Here is a 20,672-nt window from a genome sequence, read left to right on the forward strand (position 1 = left end):
GGAATGTCTAATTACATCCATAGTGAGCAAGAGACGAGTCAATTCGTTCATATTCAAGAAGGCGAATTGGATCTGAACCTGCATTACAACGATTGTGGTGAAGGTGATGAAGTCGTTGTCATGCTGCACGGCTCTGGCCCGGGTGCGACGGGCTGGGCAAACTTTAACCGCAATATCGAGCCGCTGGTTGAGGCTGGCTATCGCGTGATTCTGCTCGATTGTCCTGGATGGGGTAAAAGTGACTCTATTGTTTCGACTGTTTCGCGCTCAGATCTCAACGCCACAGCGCTGAAAGGCGCGCTTGATGCGCTGGATATCGAACGCGTGCATCTGCTGGGTAACTCCATGGGCGGCCATACGTCGGTTGCATTTACACTGCGTTACCCTGAGCGCGTGGGCAAACTGGTGCTGATGGGCGGCGGCACGGGCGGTGCAAGCCTGTTTACGCCAATGCCGGCTGAAGGCATCAAGCGTTTGAACCAACTCTACCGTCAACCCAACATCGACAACTTGAAAGCGATGATGGACATCTTCGTCTACGACACCAGCGATTTAACGGAAGAGTTGTTCCAAACACGCCTGAACAACATTCTTGCGCGCCAAGATCACCTCGATAACTTCGTGAAGAGTTTGGAAGCCAACCCAAAACAGTTCCCTGATTTCTCGCCGCGTTTGGGCGAAATCAAAGCCGACACCTTGATCGTCTGGGGGCGTCAAGACCGCTTTGTGCCATTTGATACCAGCCTGCGTTTGATGGCCGGTATTCCTCAAGCTCAGCTGCATGTGTTTAACCAATGTGGTCACTGGGCGCAGTGGGAACATGCTGAAACGTTCAACCGTTTGGTTGTGGACTTCCTAAAGCACTGAGGAATTGAAGATGTCAGAAATCGTAGAACAATTGGCGGAGCAGCTTCGTCACGCGGAAGCCAGCGGCAAAGCCATCAAACCATTGCGTGAAATCATCGGTAACGACAACCCGCAAGAAGCCTACGCCATTCAGCGCCTCAACGTCGCTGTGGGGGTCGCCAATGGCCGCCGTATTGTTGGTCGTAAAATCGGCCTGACCAACCCGAAAGTACAAGCGCAGCTGGGCGTGGATCAACCGGATTTCGGAACCCTATTTGCCGACATGTGTTACGGCGACAACGAAGTGGTGCCGTTTGATGCTGTGATGCAACCAAAAATTGAAGCGGAAATCGCGCTGATCCTCAACAAAGACCTTCCCAATACTGACACCACAATTGCAGACGTGATGGACGCCATCGGCTGGGTTGTGCCTTCATTGGAAATCGTTGGCAGCCGCATTGCCGATTGGAACATTCAGTTCGCCGATACCGTCGCCGACAACGCCTCTAGCGGCCTGTTTGTATTGGGTGGCCCCGCATTACGTGCGGACGGCGTCGATTTTCGTGGCGCCAAGATGACGATGACGCGCAACAACGAAGTGGTCTCGTCTGGTGATGGCGCAGAATGCTTGGGGAACCCCCTCAATGCCGCGGTTTGGCTGGCTCGCATCATGAGTCAGTTTGGTGAACCTTTGCGCGCTGGCGACGTTGTGCTGACGGGCGCACTTGGCCCCATGGCCGTGGTTCAACCGGGCGATGTATTTGAAGCCGAAATCTCAGGCGTGGGCCGCGTGGCTGTGTCCTTTGATTTAGGTAAGGAGAGCGAATAATGAACAAGCTGAATGTAGCGATCATTGGTTCCGGTAACATCGGGACGGATCTGATGATCAAAGTCCTTCGAAATAGCCAATTCCTGAACATGAGCGTCATGGTCGGGATTGACCCAGAATCCGATGGCCTGGCACGCGCACGCCGCATGGGCGTAGCAACCACACACGAAGGTGTGGACGGTCTGATTGCGATGGCTGAATTTGAGCACATCGACATTGTATTTGATGCAACATCTGCGAACGCGCACATCAAAAATGATGCAGCGCTTCGCCATGTGAAGCCCGGCATCAAACTCATCGACCTGACGCCAGCCGCCATCGGCCCCTATTGTGTCCCTGTGGTGAACCTAGAGCAGAACCTCGCGCAAAACAACGTCAACATGGTGACGTGTGGTGGGCAGGCGACAATTCCGGTCGTCGCGGCGGTTTCGCAAGTGGCCACCGTCCATTATGCCGAGATCATTGCGTCGATCAGCAGTAAATCAGCAGGCCCAGGCACACGCGCCAACATTGATGAGTTTACCGAAACCACATCGCAAGCGATTGAAACGGTTGGTGGGGCGAAAAAAGGGAAAGCGATCATCATTCTTAACCCGGCAGAGCCACCGCTCATGATGCGCGATACCGTGCATGTGCTGTGTGATTCAAACGATCAAGCCAAGGTGAGAGCCTCAATTAAAGAGATGGTGAGCGCGGTACAAAGCTACGTGCCGGGTTATCGCATGAAGCAAGACGTGCAGTTTGAAGTGATCGAGAAAGATGCGCCGCTCACGTTGCCAGGTTACGGCAAATTCAGCGGCCTGAAAGTGTCGGTATTTATTGAAGTAGAAGGCGCAGCTCATTACCTGCCAGCGTACGCGGGCAACCTCGATATTATGACTTGTGCTGCCATGGCGACGGCTGAGCGTATGGCTCAATCGCGACTCAATCAATAAGGAGCGTCACTCATGAATGGACAAAAACTTTATATCTCAGACGTGACATTGCGCGATGGTATGCACGCTGTGCGTCATCAATATTCGATCGAACAAGTCAAGCAGATCGCTCGCGCGCTGGATAACGCCAAAGTCGATTCCATCGAAGTTGCTCACGGTGATGGCCTGCAAGGGTCAAGCTTCAACTATGGGTTCGGCGCGCACACCGATTTAGCGTGGATCGCGGCGGTGGCCGAAGAGTTGAATCATGCCAAAGTAGCGACGCTTTTGTTGCCGGGGATCGGCAGCGTGCATGATTTGGAAAACGCGTATCAAGCGGGCGCACGTATCGTTCGTGTGGCCACGCATTGTACTGAGGCGGATGTGTCGAAACAGCACATTGAACACGCACGTCATCTGGGCATGGATACCGTAGGCTTTTTGATGATGAGCCACATGACCACGCCACAAAACCTTGCGCTGGAAGCGAAGAAGATGGAGAGCTACGGCGCGACCTGTATCTACGTGGTGGATTCTGGCGGTGCCATGACCATGAACGATATTCGCGACCGTTTCCGCGCGCTGAAAGACGTGCTGAATCCTGAAACACAAACGGGGATTCACGCACACCACAACCTGAGCTTGGGCGTGGCAAACAGCATCGTGGCGGTAGAAGAAGGGTGTAACCGCATTGACGCCAGCCTCTCCGGCATGGGCGCGGGTGCGGGTAACGCGCCGTTAGAAGTCTTCATCGCGGCGGCAGACAAACTGGGCTGGAACCACGGCACCGATTTGTATGCGCTGATGGATGCAGCCGACGAAATCGTTCGTCCATTGCAAGATCGTCCGGTTCGTGTGGACCGAGAAACATTGGCGCTGGGTTATGCCGGGGTTTACTCCAGCTTCCTTCGCCATGCAGAACGCGCAGCAGAACGCTACAACCTGAAAGCCGTGGATATCTTGGTGGAACTGGGTAAACGCGGCATGGTTGGCGGTCAGGAAGATATGATCGTCGACGTGGCACTCGACCTGCTGCAGCGCCGATAAACTGGAACTCATTAAATAATAATAAAAAGACCGGCATTCTTTCGAGAAGCCGGTCATTCCGATATGGAGTGAGGAATATGTCTAATCCAATACGTGAAGCTGAACAGAAGCAAAAAAAGCGCGAGAGTCGCCGTGCCGTGATTTCCAGTTATCTGGGATCGACGGTCGAATATTATGACTTTCTTCTCTATGGCAGTGCAGCGAGCCTTGTGTTTCCTGCGCTGTTTTTTAGCGATCTGGACCCGGGGCTTGGGATCATCCTGTCGTTTCTGACTCTGGCGACCGGTTACATCGCCCGTCCGATCGGCGGTTTGTTGTTTGGTCACTTTGGTGACAAATATGGCCGTAAGCAGATTCTATTCGTCACCTTGATGGTGATGGGCTTGGTGTCGATTCTGATCGGCATGTTGCCAACCTATGAAAGTATCGGCATTGCGGCACCGATTGCCTTGTTGGTGCTGCGTGTGTTGCAGGGCTTGGCCGTTGGCGGTGAATGGGCGGGTGCCACCTTGATGGCGATGGAACATTCGAGCAAAAAATCGAAAGGGCTTGGCGCCAGCATTGCGGTTTCCGGCGGGCCTTCTGGCGCGGTATTGGCTACCTTGGTGCTGGGAGGATTCTCCCTCATGCCGGAAGAAGCGTTTATGGATTGGGGCTGGCGGGTGCCATTTTTGCTTTCGGCGCTGTTGGTGATCATCGGTTTGTACATGCGTCATCGCGTCACCGAATCTCCTGATTTCGAAGCGGCCAAAGCCAAGCAGGAGCAAGAAGAGGCGCATACAGGCGTGCCGCTGGTGGAACTGTTTCGTACCTCGTCCAAAGAGATTGGCTTGGGCACGTTGTCGGGGATCGCACCGCTGTTCATTCAATCGCTGTTGGCGACATTTGCACTGACGTACGCGGTGTCGATTGGCCACAGCCGCAGTGATGCCTTATTGATGCTGACTATCGCCAATACGTTGCACATTTTTACCATTCCATTGATGGCGGCCGTGTCAGATCGATATGGACGTCGCCCGGTGATGTTGACGGGCACGGTGGTGGGCATGATTCTGATTTGGCCAATGTTTGGCTTAATCAGCCACGGCAGCCCATGGATGATGTTACTCGGCTTTATTATCGGAAACCCCATTATTCAGGCGGTGATGTATGGCCCGATGGGCGCGTTTATCAGTGAAAAGTTCACCACACGAACCCGATACACCGGTTTGTCATTGACCTACCAGCTTACCTCATTAATTGGCGCGGGCTTTACGCCCATTATCGCGCAAGCGTTGTTGAATCAGGCAGGGGGCGGCACCAACACTCAGTACATCGCCGCGCTGTTCTGTGTGCTGTGTGCTGTCACGGCATTTGGGGTCTATAAATCGAAAGAAACGGCTCTGGTGAAGGCGGAAGAAAAAGCCAACACGGCGCCGGTGATGGGTAAATAATTAGCCACATATCAAACGGTTCATGATGTACTTACAATGAAAAGCCAGTCTTCGGACTGGCTTTTGCGTTATTTCCGCGCGAGGTCTCCCGCGCTACTTCAACAACGATTTTAATGCCACGCTGGTATCGGTGAGTTGCGCCGCATCGAGCGCTTTGCCACTGTCGATTAATTTGCGCAGCACACGCACTTCGCGGCCTTGGTTGAGGGTGATTGCCCCGTTTAGTTGATCGCCGTTCAAACTCAACCAGATCCGTTGATTTGCGTCGCCACGGCAGAGCCAATGGTCACTGCGCGTGTTGCCGATAAATTGCAGGTTAAGATCGTATTGATCGGTCCAAAACCACGGCGCGCCATGCACAGGTGGCGCTTGATTGAGCATCGCTGCCGTGACGATGTCCGCCTGCCGATTGGCGTTCTCCCAGGTTTCCAATCGAACCAAATTGCCATCTGGGTGGCGTTGCAAGCACACATCACCCGCCGCAAAAATGTCAGGGTGCGATGTTCGGCACAATGCATCAATGATAATGCCATTGTGCGTGGCCAACCCCGCTGCTTGTGCCAGTTGATCGTTGGGTTCAATACCGATGCCATAAACGACGTGATCGCCGTGAATTTGCTCGCCCTGTTGGAGAGTGAGGGTCACGCCATCGTCGGCGCTTGCGCATTCAATTTGGCTATTGAAATGGAACGTGACGCCGCGTTGGCGATGGTAATCGAGCAAATACGATTGAATCGGGGGCGGCGTATTTCGCCCCATCAACACGGGCGCCGCTTCGATTACCGTGACTTCACAGCCGCATTGACGCGCGGTGGCAGCCACTTCCAGCCCGATCGTGCCTGCGCCAACTACGATCAAACGTTGCCCACTGCGCAGTTGCGTCCGCAACTGGCGCGCATCGCCTGCATGACGCAGCGTGGTGGCGCGAGCGCCTAAGGCATCCAACAGCGGTAGTTTTCGCGCTCGTGCACCGGTGGCGATCAGCAGTTTATCAAACGCAATAACGCTACCATCGTGGCGTTCAAGTTGCCGCGTGTCGGGTTTCAATGCGACGATCTGGCTGTTGAATTGCACCTCGACGCGTTGCTCCTGCCACCATGATGGGGGCAAGATGGGTTGCAGCGCCGGATGCTCATCAAGCAGCATCGCTTTCGACAGCGGCGGGCGTTCGTAGGGAAAATCGGCTTCATCACACAGCAGGGTGATCTGCCCCGTAAATCCTTTTTGGCGCAGCAGGGCAGCTGCGGTCGCTCCCGCCTGACCGCCGCCTAAAATCACAAATCGGTTGTCCATCTCCACTCCTTATAAATCGAGGCCTGCCGCGACATGACGAATGCCGCGAATGCCTAATCCGGCGTCTGCATTGATCATCACGCCGGTCAGCGTGCGATTGTTGCGGCGCGAGGCGAGCATGACGTAAGGGCCGGTAAACTCTTCGGTTTCGGGCATGTATTGCAACGGCAAAATCGCGGCGATTTTTTCTGGGCTGAGCGAGGCCGTAATGGTGCGATCATGCTGATTCAGCGATTGCGGGCCGCGCAGATCGGTCGCCATGCCACAGGGGCCAACGCCATTGACGCGAATTTTAGGTGCCAGCTCATACGCGAGTTGGCGAATCAAACCCACCGCCGCGTGTTTGCTGGCTGTGTACAACGGGCCGCCGCCGCCCGGATACCACGCGGCATTGGACAACGTAAAGATCATGCTGCCTTGGCTGGCCAGCAGTGCAGGGGTGGCGGCTTTGGCCCCCAGCAGGTAGCCGAGCACGTTGATTTTAAGCAGTTCGTCAAACCCTTGTTTGAGCTGTTCGGCTGGCGTATTGACCAGCGAAGCGTTGTGATCCCAAATGCCTGCATTGCCAATAAAGCAGTCCAACTTTCCAAAGCGCGCCAACGTGTCGGCAACCGCTCGTTCGTTATCCGCCACACTGGTGACGTCCCCCTGAACGGCGAGCACGCGTTCGCCGTATCGGTGGTTCAGCGCATCCACTTTGGTCTGTGAGATGTCGAGTACCGCGACGTGCGCGCCCTCTTCCAGAAAGCGATGGACGAGTGCCAACCCCAACCCGGAGCCGCCGCCAGTGATCAGAATGACTTCTTGCTGAAGATCGCTCATGAGGCCTCCGGTAGATCAACGTAGACGGTGTCACCTTCGACGCTGACCGGGTAGGTTGCGATGGCATCGGTGGCGGGTAAACACAACGCTTTGCCGGTTTTCAGGCAAAAACTGGCAGCATGCAGTGGGCATTCGACGGTTGCATCCTCTTCGACATACCCTTCCGACATGGATGCATTGCCATGGCTGCAACGATCATTCATGGCAAAAAATTCGCCGCCAACATGAAACAGGGCAATGACTGGGTTGGCGTCAATCCGGAGTGCCTCACCTTCCGGCAAATCATCTACGAGGCAAGCTTTAATTCGATTCATCAGAACAACACACTCAGGTTATGGGACGTAATGGTCGCTTGGTCGAGCACGATTTCGCGTTTGAGCAAGCGCCAGCCCGTGGCGTTGTCGGCTTGTTTGACGAGGTCAAAACGCGTGCCGACGTAGAAACTCTCGTCCCGTTCTTTCTGTGCGCGATACAGAAGGTAGTTCACACGCACGGCAAACACGCCGACCTGTTCGGTCTCTTCCACCTGACAGTTGGTGATCAAATGGCGCGTGCGCGACGGGGGCTCTTCCGCCCAAGCCATGCCGGTTTCTAAGCGAGCGATGCGGCGCTCAAGCTGAGACTTGGTGTCGTTAAATATCCACGTGGTCGGCGGCTGTTTGCCCTTTCGACGGTCGCGGGTTTGCGCATTGACGGTGGTGCGCATGGTGTAAGCCAACGTCTCGTCGAGAAGATCAAGCCAATCGCGGAATTTCCAATCATCGAGCAATGCCGCCTCGTGAGCGAGGAACTGACTGATCTCATGATGAAGTTGCAGGGAGACAAGTTTCATTTCAGGACCTCCTGTTGGTACGCAGCGGTTTTACGATGGATGTCGTCCCAAGAGTCGCTGGTGAGTAAATCCGCCCAACGTTGGTACATGCCGCGCGCAGCCGTTTCGGAGAAAATGTAATTGGTGGTGCCGGGGATTCCATCTTCGCGTCGCTTCTCCTGGCCCAAACCCATTTCCAAACACAGCTTGCTGTTGCGGGCACGATACCCTTTGAGCAGTTTTTGAATTTCACACCAGTTTTCGGAGTCGTCTTGTTCTAAGAATCCGGCCGGGCCAAACGCGCGCGTGGCGCTGTTTTCAAATGCGGCTTTGACTTCGTCGGATGCGGCTTTGTCGGTGATGCAAAATGCCCACACTTCCACTTGATCGGGGCCTTTGGGGTGCCAAACACGCAGGGTTGCCGTGCCGTTTAACCACGACAAGGTAGGGAAGATATTGTTGTGTCCAGCGAGGCGCAGCGCGCGCACTTCGCCCAAGCGTTCATGGGCTTCTTCGTAAGTGTCACGATAGTAACGCGCGACTTCGCCATCGACCCATACGTTGGCATCCGGTTTTTCGGTGAAGAAGAACCCGCTGCCGTGGCCTTCTTGGCCAAACTGCAAGGCATCTTTGGCGGTTTCCCACACGGGGCGAGCGGTTTGATCTGCGCCGAGTTTTTTGTCGTCGTCCCCGTCTTTGGCGCCCAGCACTTGAACCGCAGAGGCATGAGAGAAGAGGGCGTGGTATTGGTCGCTCGCAAACTGCTCTGCCGGGAATTTCCAGTTACAATTGATGACCCATTTTTGAACGCCACCGACGATTTCGGTGCCGCCTTCACGGCGGTCAAGCACGCCATCAAGGTACCATGCAATGTCGCCCAAATAATCGGTTAGCGTGGGCGCACTGGTGTCCCAGTTGCCAAAAATCAATCCTTTGTAGCTTTCAACGCACGGCACTTCATTCAGGCCCCATTGCGATTTGCACAGGCCTTGTGGGTAAGCGCGCGGTTCTAATGGTACATCAATCAAGTTTCCGTCAATGCCGTAGGACCAACCGTGATATGGGCAGGTGAACGCACGTGTATTACCGCAGTCGCCGTTGCTCACGCGCATGGCGCGGTGACGACATTGGTTGAGGAATGCTTTGATTGAACCGTCTTTCTGGCGTACCACCACCACGGCGTCTTCGCCCATGTAAGTGTTGAAGAAATCGCCGGCTTTGGGGATTTGGCTTTCGTGGGCCAAAAAGAGCCAGCATCGACCAAAAATTCTTTCTAATTCAAGTTGATAGATTTCATTGTCGGTGTAAATGTTGGGCGTGACACGACCGTTTTTGCTGTCGATTAGGCTGTAAATATCCAGTTTTGTGTGTGTGGTCATATTATTAAAATCCTCGGGTAACAGAGTTATTGACCTTCGATGTCTCGTTCATAATCATGTTGCGAATTGGTGTGCGAAATGTGAAATATTTACTTTCTATCAGCTAAGTGGTTTTTCAAATAACAGGAAATTTGTCATGGAATTAAGGCACTTACGGTACTTTGTTGCGGTAGCCCAAGAGTTAAACTTTACGCGTGCCGCAGAAAAGCTCCATACATCACAGCCGTCGCTGAGCAGCCAGATCAAAGATTTGGAGCAGTGCGTCGGTGTGCCGTTGCTCAACCGTAACCGCCGAAAAGTGACCATGACGCCCGCTGGAGAGCTGTTTCTTGATGAAGCGATTGCCATCCTCGACATGGCCGAAAGAGCAAAGTTCAAAGCAAGACAGGCCATGATCGCCAACAATTCGCTGACGATTGGGTTTGTGCCATCGGCGGAAGTGAACGTGTTACCGAGCGCGTTACCGTTGCTGCGGATCAAGCAGCCCAATACTCAAATTGAGCTCAGCAGTGTGATTACGACCGAGCAGGAAGCGAAGATTCTGGATGGTCAATTGGATGTGGGATTTATGCGTTACCCCGTCACGAGTTCCAACATTGATCATGTGATTTTGTTTCATGAACCGTTGGTGGCGATTTTGCCTGCGCAGCACCCGCTGGCCAAAGAACGAGTGATTGCGCCTCAGATGCTCAACGGTCAAGATTTTGTGTCAACCGACCCCCAATACTCCGGGTCGCTATCGGCGATTGTCGAGGACTATTTGACGGCGGCTGCGTGCCAACCCAACATCGTTCAGGCGGCGAGTAATATTTTGGTGACGATGAATTTGGTCGGCATGGGGCTGGGCATATCCATTATTCCCAGTTACATGGAGAAGTTTAACTCGGGTAATGTGGTATTTCGTCCGTTAGCGGGAGAGGCGCCGACGTTTGACCTCATCATGGCGTGGAGCCGAGAGAACGAAAACCCGGCGCTGCACGATTTGATTGACATCATCAGCGCCAAAACAGAGGAAGCGTGATTGCGCTGATGTGTTGGTAGACAAAGCTTCAGTGAATATGCGGGTGACCAAAGCGAATGGTGTTTTCCGCCACGCCCGATTCGATCTGTTTGGCGACACTTTGTAAAGCTGGCAAATAGCGTTCTGCGGCTTGTTCAATGGTCATCGCTTTGGCGATGTACACCAGATTGAGGCAACCGATGATGCGGTCTTCATCGTTGATTGGCACTGCAATGGCGGCAATTTTGTTCTCTTGCTGCCAGCTCTGATTATTCTCGCCGTACCCTTTGTCGCGAATCGTTTGTAATAGCTTGGCCAGTTTTTCGGGTTCGCGCGCCAGTTGATAGGCCGCGTCGTCCCGCTGGGCGAGCAGCGCGATAATGTTGTCGCGTTCATTTTCTGGGCAGAAGGCGAGATAGGTGAGGCCGCACGCGGTCAGCAAAATGGGAAGTCGGCGTCCGACCATGGCACGGTGAAACGACAATCGGCTGAACCGGTGGGTGGTTTCACGAACCACCATGGCATCAACGTCCAAGGTGGTGATGTCGGTTGGCCACACCACGTTTTCCAACAGGCCGCCAAGCAAAGGTGCAGCCAGCGCGGAGATCCACTGTTCGTCGCGAAATCCTTCACTCAATTCACGCACTTTCATGGTGAGACGGAAGCTGTCATCAGACAGGCTGTATCGTACGTAGCCTTCGCCTTTCAGCGTTTCTAATAATCGTTTGACCGTGGTACGGTGAATGCCAGTTAATTCAGACAGTTGGCGCACCGTTGCGCCGCCGTCTAGGCGATTGAGCACGTTGAGCAAATAAAGGCCACGCGTGAGACCGCGCACGGTTTTGTAGTCGGCTGATGGTTGTGTCATGGGATACCAGATGTTGTTCTTATCATGCGTGACCAGCATAAAGGAAGTGGGCGAGTAATTCTTTGGGATGGCTTACGTTAATCGATCTTGAATGCTGCGAAAGGATGCGGGTGATACGGCGTATGCGGCGCTTGGCTATATTCCGCATGGCAATTGTCTCTGCGCCGACTAATAAGATAGTATTTTGCGAGAAAACGCGCATAATCCACCTATTCAACACTCAAAGAAGAAATGACCTATGGCTGATTTTCAATATTACTTTCATCAACTGCCTTGTTTTAACTGCAAAAAGACCACAGTCAGCACCGACTTGGGTTGGTTAACTGCTGCGATGAAAGATGAGGTGCTCGAACAAGTGGCTGCGATTGTCGCGCAAGACAACCTTGAGCCAGATATCGCGGTGAACGTGACGTGTTCGAAAGAAGAAGCACGCGATTACTTGCTGCTGAACTTCTACGGTTACGCTGAAGAAGAGTTGGCGGGCCAGGTGGAAGCGGATGATGCACAAGAAGTGGCAGACGAAATCGCTGAACTGACCGCAGAGGGCAACGACACGGTGGTATTTGAACACGAAATCGCACTGCAAAGCTGCACGGGTTGCGATGTCGACGAAGACTAATCTGCAGTCAGCACACTGAGTTGCAGTGGCGCTGTTGTGAATGACCGCCGTTCAATTGAAGGCGTGAGTAGAACGAATCTACCCACGCCTTTTCTTTTTTGTATGGGGAGCCGAAGCTTCACGTTGGTCGATATTTATCGCGTATTCAATGCCGCCCAAATACACGAAAATGAGCCATTCATGGTCAGTGGAATTTATATTTTTTCATTTTTTTAGTGGTCAACATGAAGCCACAAAATAATCGTTAGCTTCGCTGCGCTTTTTCTTTTTGCTGATCTTTAATGATATTTAACAGCGACGGTAATAGATCGCGGGTTTGGTGAGATTCAGCCTTCCAAATTGCCGATTTCATAAATGCTTTCGGGCAGTGGAATAATAAGGTCTCGACGGCCACTTTAATGACTAATTTCGGGATGGTTTTGCCATCTAAACAATGTTCGCGAATGGCGTCATCCACATGAATGGAAGCCGTGCCTTTAATTCGCACTACATCTTCGATGCCGGGCACCACAAATAATAAGCCAACTTCCGGATGGGTTAGCAAGTTGGTGAGGGTGTCTAACCGGTTGTTACCGGGGCTGTCCGGAAATCCAAGTGTTTGATCATCCAATACTTTCACGAATCCCGCTTCGCCACCTCGCGGTGATACATCCAACAAACCATCGGCACTTTTTGTCGCCAGAAAAAACAGCGTGCTGTTTTCAATAAAGGTTTTCGTGTGTTGATCGATGTGGTGCAGATCCTTGGCCACAGCCAGAGGCGCCGGTAGGTGATATAACGCTCTTAATTGTTCCAGTGTCGTGATTTGACTCATCGCATGCTTTCTCTTTTGTTATCGGTCGTGAACTATTTGTAAATGATAGTTACTTCTATCGGTTAATGGTTTCTATTATCATAAACGAAGTCATCATACCGAGCGAAAAGCCTTTTCTGCAATCAATTCCTGAGTTCATTAAATAGAAGTCAAACCGATGTTTATGATTAAAGCGATCGTCACCACCCTGATATTTGCACTGACGATGATTGTATCGATGACTGATTATCCCGATAGGTCGTTGGCTCTGGGACGGCTAATTACTACAACCCGGGGCGTTCATTGAATGCCGCATTGCAGTATTCGTGGTAATCCTCGTTGACAAAAAGAGCCGCATTCGCGGCTCTTTCTTTTCGGTTGTGATGATGTCACGTTTATTTCAAATAACGATCTTCTAGATGCACTTTGAAATGCTTGGCGTTGAGTGTTTCACCCGTCGCGTGTTTCACGAGTTCATCTGTTGTGAATAGGCTGCCTTTGCTCCAAATATTGCTGTGTAGCCAAGCAAAAATCGGAGATAAGTCGCCGCTGCGAATCACCGCATCCACATCAACACTCTGTTTCATGGTGGCCATAAATTGCGCCGCGTACATCGCACCCAAGGTGTAGCTTGGGAAATAGCCGAAACTACCGTCACACCAATTTACAATCTTAACTGCATTGTTTATCATTAGGCTATTTGAAGAATTGGGAGAAACTTATGAAGGCAGGAGCAAAAATTTATCTCTATTTTCGATACTCAGACATGAAGCAAGAAAACGGAGACTCTATTCGTAGACAGCGAGAGTGTGCACAGAGAGTTGCAGACAAATATAAGTTGGAAATAGATGAAGAATCAGTGATCACGGATCGAGGTGTATCCGCTTTTTATGGCAACAATGCCAAAAAGGGTAATCTCGCAGGTTTTCTCAAATCGGTTGAGCAAGGCGAAATTGAAAAAGATTCTATACTAATTGTAGAGTCTTTCGACCGACTGAGTAGAGACGCACCGAGAGATGCTCATAAGTTATTTGATAAGCTGATTGATAATGATATCACAATAATTACTGAGAATGACGGACTAGAATATAACAAGGAAACACTAGCTAGAGAGCCATCTCGACTGTTTATGATGATTGGTACAATGCTCAGAGCACACGAAGAGTCTTTGACCAAGCAGAAAAGGGCTATTGAGAGCATCAAAGGAAAAGTAAAGGAGTTCCGCGAGAGTGGGAACGTTAAGTCAATAGGTACAGTTCCACATTGGCTGGATTATATAGATGGTAGTTACGTTTTAAATTCTAGAGCTGAAAATGTTAAGTTGATCATCGATATGTACCTAAATAATGAAGGATTAAAATCAATTTCAAGGAAGCTTGCAGAGAAAGGTATAAAATCGCCAACAGGCAAAGATCGATGGGGTATCACTACGATACGTACGATACTTGACAACAAAGCACTCTATGGATTCAAAGAGTTCGAAATTAGTTATTTAGTTAATGGAAGAAAAGTGAAAGAAAACTTTGAATTAGAGAGTTTTTATCCATCTTTAATTTCAAAAGTTGATTACCTCGTCATTCAGGAAAAAAAGAATGCGAGGTCAAATAGTCGAGAATCATATGGTGAAGTTACTTACTTGTTGTCAAGTTATGGAAAAGGAAAATCTGTTTGCGCCAAATGTGGATATGCAACAGGGACTCAAACTCAGAAACAAATAAACCGTAAAGGAAAATACATGCAGAGCGTAATGCGTTTGCATTGTAAGAAACATAGTGAGTCTGGAGACTGTTGTAAAAGTTTTAAATGTGCTGAATTAGAGAAACACTTTATTTATTCAATCTATCATGAACTAGATCCTGAATTTTTAATGAAGTACAAAAGTAAAAAAGTTAATAAAGAAGGATTAAAAGCAGAAATATCTGAAATTGACCGTCAGATAAAAGTATTAGTGAGTTCAATGATTGAGCTTAATAATGCTGATCTTACGACTGTTTTTCAGGAAAAGCTTAGTGATTTGAATGAGAAGAAGATAAAACTTAGTAATGAGTTGAATCAAACAAATGACACAAAGAATGAGGGTGATTTAAAAGAGCTGAAAACATTAGCATTGAAATGTTTAGACGTAAAAAATAGTGTAGAAAGAAAAAAGCTAAAAAATATAATTATGCAAGTTTTAGATAAGATTGTGATTGATTTTGAGACTAAGTCATTATCTATAAAATTTACTAATGGAAACGTAATGAATGTCTATTTTGATGAAAAAAGTAAATCATATTGTACGTCTCTATTTCGATCTAAGATTATCAGAAGGAAAAAATAAATTATTTTTCTTTAATATTTGTGTTAAAAGATTTTAGCTACATATTTGTCTAAGGCATAATCTAAACTTCATTTGAAGTAAATCACTCCTTGAGACAATGTCATATTCAAGTTTTGGATTGGCATTGTCCATATCTAATAGTGAATAAATTGATATTATTCATTAATTATATAAAGATTAAATCAAATCGTATTTAATTAACCATAAATTAGCAATTAATTTATGGTTAATAATGCGTACTTAATATTCAACTTCTAATAATTACTAACTAATTATATCATAAGAATAATCTGTTGTATGGCTACTTAATTTTAAGGATTTTATTTGTTGTTTTACTTACTCGTTAAGTAAGTTATTACCATGATCTTTCAATATCATTGATTTTTAATAGATTATTTTCTTTGGATAATTATTCGTACTATTGCTGTGTGTTTTTTATTAACCCTACGTATATTAATATGTGGAAAATAAGTTGAAACTAATATTATTATAAAGATATAATATAAGAAATGAATTTTAAGCAAGCTGTGTCTGCGCGTTTATTTGTTCCAAATTAAACTCCGACAAATACTCCGCCCATTCAGGTTGGTTGCACTAACCCCCTTCGGTGTTAGCGCTGGTTTATCATATGCTGTAAGTCTTAGTTCGTAATAACCATATCTAATTATTTGAGAGGTGAGTATAAATACAACAAAAGGTAATAATTATGAAAAACGATATATTAGATCTTCTAAGGGATGTAGGGGCAGAGGATTTTAGAGCTATTGAAACTGCCATAAAGACAGTAAAAAAAGAGAAATACAAAGCTCGTAAAGAACCTGCTGATTTGCAGATTAAATCAGTAAAGACAAATCTCACTGAAAAAGAATATCAAGAGCTAGTTAACAAGCAATGCATAGCTGGTTATTCAAAGCTTTCAGCATTTACTCGTGACATCATCAATAATGCTGTAAAAGTCAAACCCATCATTCTAGAGGCATCTAAAGAGTTCTTCACAGAAACTTCAGAACTCACTGAACACATTAAAACAATTGCCAACGATATTGATAATAGTAAATCTCTCACAAGAGATGAAATAGAAAGTACTCTTGTTGTACTAGCAGGGTTATTAAGAGAGTTTCAAGCTACTCGTCACTTGCTAGTGAATAGCTTTACTCAAGAAGTGGCTTATGAAATAGCAAAACAGCATTTAAATGAAGACAAGCTTTTTCAGCTACTGAAAGAAATTAATGGGTTCAAGTCATGATCTATAAGGAACCTGAACAAAAAGGCGGTAAACACACAGAGCAAACCGCAGATGCTCTCATAAAGTATGTTGCTGGTGACGATGAACGAGTGGCTAAATATTTAGTAAATTATGGTGCAGGAGCCACTAAAGTCGCTGGTGCATTAACAGAATTTATTTATGCAAATAATATTATAAATATCCCTGTAAATGCTAAAAACGCACCAGGGGATATGTTAGATATGTCACTTGCGATAAGGGAGATGCAAGAATCTATAAGGCTTAACCCAAGTGCTAAACATCAGTTTAAGCACATGATAGTTAGCCTCGATACAAATGAAAGCTTAACTAATGCACAATGGTGTAAAACAGCTAAAAATTTGATGAGCCGCTTGGGTTATGCAAATTGTAGATATATTGTCTTTAAACATAATGATACCGACGAAGAACATATACACGTAGTCACGTCTACCATCGATATAGTGACAAGAAAGCGCATCAAAGACTCTTATAGCAAGATACGAGCACAAGAAGTAATGAGGGAGCTAGAGATAGAGTTTGGTCTGCGACAATTAGTAAGTAGTAATGAGATTGGTTACGATACCTATGCTGATATTAATGACGCTAAAAAATTTAACAAAAAGGCTCAAATCGCTCGGCTGGTAAAAACAGGTATTAATAAGTTAAAGCCAGGCTCTAATCTTGCAGAGTTTGTCACTGCTGTTGAGTCAACACATTCAAGGCTCAAAGTAGAGCTACAAACAAAGAAGGGGATGGCGGTGGGTATCGTATTTAATCTCGACGGGGTTCGAATGTCTGCTTCTCAGCTGGGCGGAAATCGAAAATATACACTAGGAAAGCTAATTAGAAACGGTATTCTACATGACGCCTGTAAAGACCTTAGTAACTATGAAGAAGAACTTGAAAGAGCGGCTGCGCACGCTCAAGAACAATCAGATAATGCGATTAGAGTTTATGAGAATAAGCAAGACCAAGATATGAGGACTTATCTTGTCATGCTTTCTGTGAATGTTAGATATCGCAGAGAAGTGGAACAATTAATAGATGATATGAAGTGGAACTTGAGAGCACGTAAAAGATTAAAAGGCGCTTCTGATGTTGTGTATGTCGTTGAGATGATTTCTACGCTTAAAGATGTTGAAATGGGTTTTGAAACTGTCATTGAAGCGCTATTTTTGGATACTATTGATAAAGCATTTAGATGCATCACTAAGCGAAAAGCAATGGAAAATTTATTTGAAAATTTAAGCACAAAACAGATTTCTGAGAGTGACTATAAGACTTTTATTACTACCGCTCATGTTGAGATCTTACACAAGAATGATAAACCACAACAAAGTTTGGTGAACAAACTATTAGAAAGTATCATTAGCCAGGATCACAAAGGTATAAAGAAGTAACCTAATATTTATAGTTGTATTTAAATGCAATGATATTACTTTCTATATATAATTCCCTAGTCATTATTTTTTAATGCCTCGGTGATTTTTAAAAATCAATGATTCGTCTTAGTTAATAAATTTTTTATCAAATTTTTCTGTCAATAATAATGGAATGTCAGTTAGTTTGTATTAGATAGAGATTGAAAATCAATCTTTTAAAATTATATTTTTGGCAAATTTTAGTTTCTTTACTTATATTAATTCAACTGGTATCTTATATTAAAAGATAAAAATAAATGATAAGGTTTTAATTATGGCCAACAACGCAGATGCAATTAATGTAGCAGTCGATAAAGAAAGATATAACAAAAATAATGATGGTATGTATTATACGCCATACCGACATAGAAAAGGTATGACTCTTTATCTTCGATTAAATATAAAGATAAATAATGAAGATTCTAGAAATAGACCTCCAATGACAATGGTGATTAATGTTGCTCAAAAACGTATTGATGAGTACCCCAAGTATACATTTGAAGAATTTGTAACTAACAATGCTTCTGAATGTGTGAAGTCGGGGGAGTTCGAGATTACTCGAGGTGCATATGAGAAATTTTTAGCTAAGCATAAATACTATTACGGAATATATCAAAAAGCAAAAGTGAATGAATGCCGTGGTTACTTCGAGATTGACAGAGCGGGAATTAAGAAAGAGGCGGCAAAGATATCAAAGCCAGTGCATGACGTAGCAGATATTGTTGAAAAGCTTGCTTTAGATGGTATTTTGACTGCAGTAGAAGCACAAGATCTGTATCAATCAATGTACAGAATTAAACAAGTATTAGACGCATACGTTATGCCTGATATTCTTTTTCAGAATATGCTTTTCTATGATAAAAAATTGACTGATAAAATTAAAAACTACAATAATTTATCTAACTTTAAAATTTCAAGTAAAGCAAATGCTGATCGTTTTGTTAAACACATGAGTAAAATAGACGGTTTTGAAACTGGTAATAGAGTTAAAAAATTAAGCACTGAAAGAAAGATATTAGAGTCTTTGTGTTCCAGTCTTTAATAAAACCTCATTGATATCTGCCAGATCAACGATCTGGCTTTTCATATTATATGCAAGTGTACATTTTGTAATCTAACGGATGAATACTATTGTTTTCCTGAACATCATGGATTAGTATTCAATCATATTTTCTACCGACATGTAATAGGGATGATTATGAAGGATGATATTCATGAGCAGCTTGGCGTCAATAAGTCCTTTCTTGCTGAAACATTTGCAATGATCCGAGTTTCAAAAAACGGTGAAGTTTGGGTACAATATCAAGATAAGATGGATATACCATCAGGCACTAAAGCAATTAATATTACTGCTGATGTTTTTAAGATTATTGCGCTTCATCAAAGTAGCGAATGATGAGAGCGTGGTTTAAAGAAATTTGATATTGAGGTTTGATAAATCTACTGTAATTTATCATAATTATCACTGTTTTTCCTCTCAGTTAAAGGAAGTTATTATATTTTTTTAACATGGATAATTTATGAAAGCTAGAATCGGAATCGCCTCGGAAGAACTCGTTCGCAAGTATATATTGGATGTTGCAGCTGGTAAATTAAACCATGTGGAATATATGCCTCAATTCTGGTTTGCATCTTTAACAGAGCTGTCACAGGTTTTAACTAACGATAATATTAAGCTCTTGAATATGATGGCTTATGAGAGGCCAAATAGTGTAGGGAAGTTATCTGAGATAACAGGTCGCAGTGTCGAAGAGCTTGAGGTTTCTATTGAGAAACTTACATCTAAAGGTTTTTCTCGTATTGAGATATGTAGAAACGAAGTGCGTCTTACTGCAATGTATACCTCTTTTGAGATCCTAATGGGCAAGGAGCTGGAAGCACAACTTCACAGATCCTTTAATTTTTAAAACAAGTAGTCAATGCTTTTTGCTTATAACGAACAATTGATATCGGTATAGCAAGTTAGTTCTAAGAAAAATTCCTGCCACTTGATTGCGCTGAACTCTCCGTTGTTCACATTGAGCGTTGCGTATCGACTTTTAACTAGGGGCAGTCATAGGGTCTAAAGCCACTTCCAATCAGCACAGCTCTCGCAGTGCATTGCCAATGTTTGCTTCCTGGTCCACATTCAACGTTTACCTAAAGAGTTCCTGGTTTTTGTGTGGTTCGTTAACGAAAACGAAGATTTTTCTTTTGATACATATCTAGGTCCACTAGATTGAGTAGTTGTTTCGATGTAAGTTTCTCTGGCCCTTTCATGTTGTATACATGACATCCAGTAGAGACTGTAATGGGAGGCGATGGGCGTGTATATGTCCCCTGTTGTCGTTCTAGGGTTTCGTGAACTCGTGTACACCAATCATCTAATTCTTGACGTGATACATTTGGCAATATTGCAAGGAACTCGTCGCCGCCATATCGTGAGATAGATTCGTAAGGTTTCTTGAATTTTTTTAGTGCACTACCCACATAAGACAAAACATCATCCCCAACCACATGTCCTTCTGTATCGTTGATTATTTTAAGATGATCGACATCTATGAAGACCAGCCCTAGTGAGTTCAATTGTTCATTTTTTAAAGACATTTCTAGGTATGACATCCCATATTCACGAGTTTCAACTTTAGTTAGGCTGTCTATTCGAACCTGAGTTTCTAAGGAGTACACCTTTTCTCTGAGGCTCTTATTCTCATCTTCTAAGAAACGAATCTGGTTGATGAGATCCTGCCATGTCACCTTAGTAATTGGGCTGATATCAGCGGTTTCAGCAGAGAGATTTTTATCATACGTGTTAACAGACATTGTGCACTCCGATGTTAAAAGTGTCCTTAATAGAGGTGATCTTAAACCCAAGTACGACATTATGTGTCACATAGGACAAGAGATTTGCTGTGCGTTGAATTTGCTCTATTACTCAAGGTGGTTGTTTTGTATACGATTTGGTGCGACACAATTTGACTAATCGCACGTTATAGTGAACTTATTAGATATGTGTGTTACTTAGTGCTTACCCATAAGTTGCATATTGATG

At 46.1% G+C, this 20,672-nt stretch carries 21 protein-coding genes and 1 pseudogene; 13 read left to right on the plus strand and 9 right to left on the minus strand.

The genetic code is table 11. From position 1 onward, the window contains the following. Positions 1-3 precede the first annotated feature (3 nt). The 5 genes from ACF8PK_RS09310 (at position 4) to ACF8PK_RS09330 (ending at position 5,069) form a co-directional block, all read left to right on the plus strand. Positions 4-867, plus strand: coding sequence for an alpha/beta fold hydrolase (locus ACF8PK_RS09310; RefSeq protein ID WP_004726048.1), 864 nt, complete (start codon positions 4-6; stop codon positions 865-867). Positions 868-877: 10 nt separating this feature from the next. Next, positions 878-1,675: a 2-keto-4-pentenoate hydratase gene (gene mhpD / locus ACF8PK_RS09315; protein WP_004726047.1), complete on the plus strand. Its 798-nt coding sequence runs from the start codon at positions 878-880 to the stop codon at positions 1,673-1,675. Beyond that, complete coding sequence (locus ACF8PK_RS09320) at positions 1,672-2,610, plus strand: acetaldehyde dehydrogenase (acetylating) (protein ID WP_392440975.1); 939 nt, start codon at positions 1,672-1,674, stop codon at positions 2,608-2,610. Before mhpD ends, ACF8PK_RS09320 begins: the two co-directional genes overlap by 4 nt. A 12-nt stretch (positions 2,611-2,622) precedes the next feature. Continuing rightward, positions 2,623-3,636, plus strand: a complete 1,014-nt coding sequence (gene dmpG, locus ACF8PK_RS09325) for a 4-hydroxy-2-oxovalerate aldolase (RefSeq protein WP_014205129.1) — start codon at positions 2,623-2,625, stop codon at positions 3,634-3,636. A gap of 77 nt (positions 3,637-3,713) precedes the next feature. Next, a complete protein-coding gene (locus ACF8PK_RS09330; RefSeq protein WP_392440931.1) occupies positions 3,714-5,069 on the plus strand; it encodes an MFS transporter in 1,356 nt (451 codons plus the stop codon). A gap of 93 nt (positions 5,070-5,162) precedes the next feature. Here the strand turns inward: ACF8PK_RS09330 and hcaD are convergent, their stop codons facing one another. The 5 genes from hcaD to hcaE are packed head-to-tail and all read right to left on the minus strand — an operon-like array spanning position 5,163 to position 9,374. Further along, positions 5,163-6,362: a 3-phenylpropionate/cinnamic acid dioxygenase ferredoxin--NAD(+) reductase subunit gene (hcaD, locus tag ACF8PK_RS09335; protein WP_392440934.1), complete on the minus strand. Its 1,200-nt coding sequence runs from the start codon at positions 6,360-6,362 to the stop codon at positions 5,163-5,165. A gap of 9 nt (positions 6,363-6,371) precedes the next feature. Next, the gene (gene hcaB, locus ACF8PK_RS09340; protein WP_154181134.1) at positions 6,372-7,184 is read right to left on the minus strand and encodes a 3-phenylpropionate-dihydrodiol/cinnamic acid-dihydrodiol dehydrogenase; all 813 of its coding nucleotides are present in this window, start codon (positions 7,182-7,184) and stop codon (positions 6,372-6,374) included. Next, positions 7,181-7,498: a 3-phenylpropionate/cinnamic acid dioxygenase ferredoxin subunit gene (gene hcaC / locus ACF8PK_RS09345; RefSeq protein WP_004726041.1), complete on the minus strand. Its 318-nt coding sequence runs from the start codon at positions 7,496-7,498 to the stop codon at positions 7,181-7,183. Before hcaC ends, hcaB begins: the two co-directional genes overlap by 4 nt. Then, positions 7,498-8,016 (minus strand): 3-phenylpropionate/cinnamic acid dioxygenase subunit beta, encoded by a 519-nt coding sequence (hcaF, locus tag ACF8PK_RS09350; RefSeq protein ID WP_232658729.1) that lies wholly within the window; start codon positions 8,014-8,016, stop codon positions 7,498-7,500. Before hcaF ends, hcaC begins: the two co-directional genes overlap by 1 nt. Next, complete coding sequence (hcaE, locus tag ACF8PK_RS09355; RefSeq protein WP_055466680.1) at positions 8,013-9,374, minus strand: 3-phenylpropionate/cinnamic acid dioxygenase subunit alpha; 1,362 nt, start codon at positions 9,372-9,374, stop codon at positions 8,013-8,015. The genes hcaF and hcaE overlap by 4 nt, the downstream gene beginning before the upstream one ends. A 136-nt stretch (positions 9,375-9,510) precedes the next feature. Here hcaE and hcaR point away from each other — a divergent pair, with 136 nt between their 5' ends. After that, a complete protein-coding gene (gene hcaR / locus ACF8PK_RS09360; RefSeq protein ID WP_392440939.1) occupies positions 9,511-10,395 on the plus strand; it encodes a DNA-binding transcriptional regulator HcaR in 885 nt (294 codons plus the stop codon). A 28-nt stretch (positions 10,396-10,423) separates the two neighbouring features. Here hcaR and ACF8PK_RS09365 read toward each other — a convergent pair whose 3' ends face one another. Then, the gene (locus ACF8PK_RS09365) at positions 10,424-11,242 is read right to left on the minus strand and encodes a DNA-binding transcriptional regulator (RefSeq protein WP_004726037.1); all 819 of its coding nucleotides are present in this window, start codon (positions 11,240-11,242) and stop codon (positions 10,424-10,426) included. Positions 11,243-11,480: 238 nt separating this feature from the next. On the opposite strand from ACF8PK_RS09365, the gene ACF8PK_RS09370 reads away from it, so the two are divergent. Next, positions 11,481-11,861 carry a hypothetical protein gene (locus tag ACF8PK_RS09370; RefSeq protein ID WP_004726036.1) on the plus strand — a complete coding sequence of 127 codons (381 nt, stop codon included), beginning with the start codon at positions 11,481-11,483 and terminating at the stop codon, positions 11,859-11,861. A gap of 244 nt (positions 11,862-12,105) precedes the next feature. On the opposite strand, the gene ACF8PK_RS09375 is transcribed toward ACF8PK_RS09370, so the two are convergent. Together ACF8PK_RS09375 and ACF8PK_RS09380 are read right to left on the minus strand one after the other, a co-directional pair. Next, the gene (locus tag ACF8PK_RS09375) at positions 12,106-12,675 is read right to left on the minus strand and encodes an MSMEG_1061 family FMN-dependent PPOX-type flavoprotein (protein WP_275138704.1); all 570 of its coding nucleotides are present in this window, start codon (positions 12,673-12,675) and stop codon (positions 12,106-12,108) included. A 374-nt stretch (positions 12,676-13,049) separates the two neighbouring features. Then, a pseudogene (locus tag ACF8PK_RS09380) lies at positions 13,050-13,316 on the minus strand (carboxypeptidase M32); the annotation flags it as partial. 59 nt (positions 13,317-13,375) lie between these two features. On the opposite strand from ACF8PK_RS09380, the gene ACF8PK_RS09385 reads away from it, so the two are divergent. From ACF8PK_RS09385 to ACF8PK_RS09410, 6 genes are all read left to right on the plus strand, one after another. After that, positions 13,376-14,974 carry a recombinase family protein gene (locus ACF8PK_RS09385; RefSeq protein ID WP_108693879.1) on the plus strand — a complete coding sequence of 533 codons (1,599 nt, stop codon included), beginning with the start codon at positions 13,376-13,378 and terminating at the stop codon, positions 14,972-14,974. A 706-nt stretch (positions 14,975-15,680) separates the two neighbouring features. Next, the gene (locus ACF8PK_RS09390; RefSeq protein ID WP_065861136.1) at positions 15,681-16,220 is read left to right on the plus strand and encodes a chromosome partitioning protein ParA; all 540 of its coding nucleotides are present in this window, start codon (positions 15,681-15,683) and stop codon (positions 16,218-16,220) included. After that, entirely contained in the window at positions 16,217-17,620 is a 1,404-nt protein-coding gene (locus tag ACF8PK_RS09395; protein WP_108693878.1) for a relaxase/mobilization nuclease domain-containing protein, read from the plus strand. The genes ACF8PK_RS09390 and ACF8PK_RS09395 overlap by 4 nt, the downstream gene beginning before the upstream one ends. A 295-nt stretch (positions 17,621-17,915) precedes the next feature. Then, positions 17,916-18,683, plus strand: a complete 768-nt coding sequence (locus ACF8PK_RS09400; RefSeq protein ID WP_069535808.1) for a hypothetical protein — start codon at positions 17,916-17,918, stop codon at positions 18,681-18,683. 156 nt (positions 18,684-18,839) lie between these two features. Beyond that, the gene (locus ACF8PK_RS09405) at positions 18,840-19,037 is read left to right on the plus strand and encodes a hypothetical protein (RefSeq protein WP_108693877.1); all 198 of its coding nucleotides are present in this window, start codon (positions 18,840-18,842) and stop codon (positions 19,035-19,037) included. Between the two features lie 124 nt (positions 19,038-19,161). After that, entirely contained in the window at positions 19,162-19,548 is a 387-nt protein-coding gene (locus ACF8PK_RS09410) for a transcriptional regulator (RefSeq protein ID WP_108693876.1), read from the plus strand. A 262-nt stretch (positions 19,549-19,810) separates the two neighbouring features. Here the strand turns inward: ACF8PK_RS09410 and ACF8PK_RS09415 are convergent, their stop codons facing one another. Further along, positions 19,811-20,443 carry a GGDEF domain-containing protein gene (locus ACF8PK_RS09415; protein ID WP_108693875.1) on the minus strand — a complete coding sequence of 211 codons (633 nt, stop codon included), beginning with the start codon at positions 20,441-20,443 and terminating at the stop codon, positions 19,811-19,813. Between the last annotated feature and the right edge of the window lie 229 nt (positions 20,444-20,672).

This window comes from Vibrio sp. CJQ_6 (genome assembly GCF_043106745.1).
GTDB lineage: Bacteria > Pseudomonadota > Gammaproteobacteria > Enterobacterales > Vibrionaceae > Vibrio > Vibrio furnissii.

Coding starts and splice junctions, on each gene's coding strand:
- ACF8PK_RS09310 (WP_004726048.1), top strand. CDS start 4: ATGTCTAATTACATCCATAGTGAGCAAGAGACGAGTCAATTCGTTCAT.
- mhpD (WP_004726047.1), top strand. CDS start 878: ATGTCAGAAATCGTAGAACAATTGGCGGAGCAGCTTCGTCACGCGGAA.
- dmpG (WP_014205129.1), top strand. CDS start 2,623: ATGAATGGACAAAAACTTTATATCTCAGACGTGACATTGCGCGATGGT.
- ACF8PK_RS09330 (WP_392440931.1), top strand. CDS start 3,714: ATGTCTAATCCAATACGTGAAGCTGAACAGAAGCAAAAAAAGCGCGAG.
- hcaD (WP_392440934.1), bottom strand. CDS start 6,362: ATGGACAACCGATTTGTGATTTTAGGCGGCGGTCAGGCGGGAGCGACC.
- hcaB (WP_154181134.1), bottom strand. CDS start 7,184: ATGAGCGATCTTCAGCAAGAAGTCATTCTGATCACTGGCGGCGGCTCC.
- hcaC (WP_004726041.1), bottom strand. CDS start 7,498: ATGAATCGAATTAAAGCTTGCCTCGTAGATGATTTGCCGGAAGGTGAG.
- hcaF (WP_232658729.1), bottom strand. CDS start 8,016: ATGAAACTTGTCTCCCTGCAACTTCATCATGAGATCAGTCAGTTCCTC.
- hcaE (WP_055466680.1), bottom strand. CDS start 9,374: ATGACCACACACACAAAACTGGATATTTACAGCCTAATCGACAGCAAA.
- hcaR (WP_392440939.1), top strand. CDS start 9,511: ATGGAATTAAGGCACTTACGGTACTTTGTTGCGGTAGCCCAAGAGTTA.
- ACF8PK_RS09365 (WP_004726037.1), bottom strand. CDS start 11,242: ATGACACAACCATCAGCCGACTACAAAACCGTGCGCGGTCTCACGCGT.
- ACF8PK_RS09370 (WP_004726036.1), top strand. CDS start 11,481: ATGGCTGATTTTCAATATTACTTTCATCAACTGCCTTGTTTTAACTGC.
- ACF8PK_RS09375 (WP_275138704.1), bottom strand. CDS start 12,675: ATGAGTCAAATCACGACACTGGAACAATTAAGAGCGTTATATCACCTA.
- ACF8PK_RS09385 (WP_108693879.1), top strand. CDS start 13,376: ATGAAGGCAGGAGCAAAAATTTATCTCTATTTTCGATACTCAGACATG.
- ACF8PK_RS09390 (WP_065861136.1), top strand. CDS start 15,681: ATGAAAAACGATATATTAGATCTTCTAAGGGATGTAGGGGCAGAGGAT.
- ACF8PK_RS09395 (WP_108693878.1), top strand. CDS start 16,217: ATGATCTATAAGGAACCTGAACAAAAAGGCGGTAAACACACAGAGCAA.
- ACF8PK_RS09400 (WP_069535808.1), top strand. CDS start 17,916: ATGGCCAACAACGCAGATGCAATTAATGTAGCAGTCGATAAAGAAAGA.
- ACF8PK_RS09405 (WP_108693877.1), top strand. CDS start 18,840: ATGAAGGATGATATTCATGAGCAGCTTGGCGTCAATAAGTCCTTTCTT.
- ACF8PK_RS09410 (WP_108693876.1), top strand. CDS start 19,162: ATGAAAGCTAGAATCGGAATCGCCTCGGAAGAACTCGTTCGCAAGTAT.
- ACF8PK_RS09415 (WP_108693875.1), bottom strand. CDS start 20,443: ATGTCTGTTAACACGTATGATAAAAATCTCTCTGCTGAAACCGCTGAT.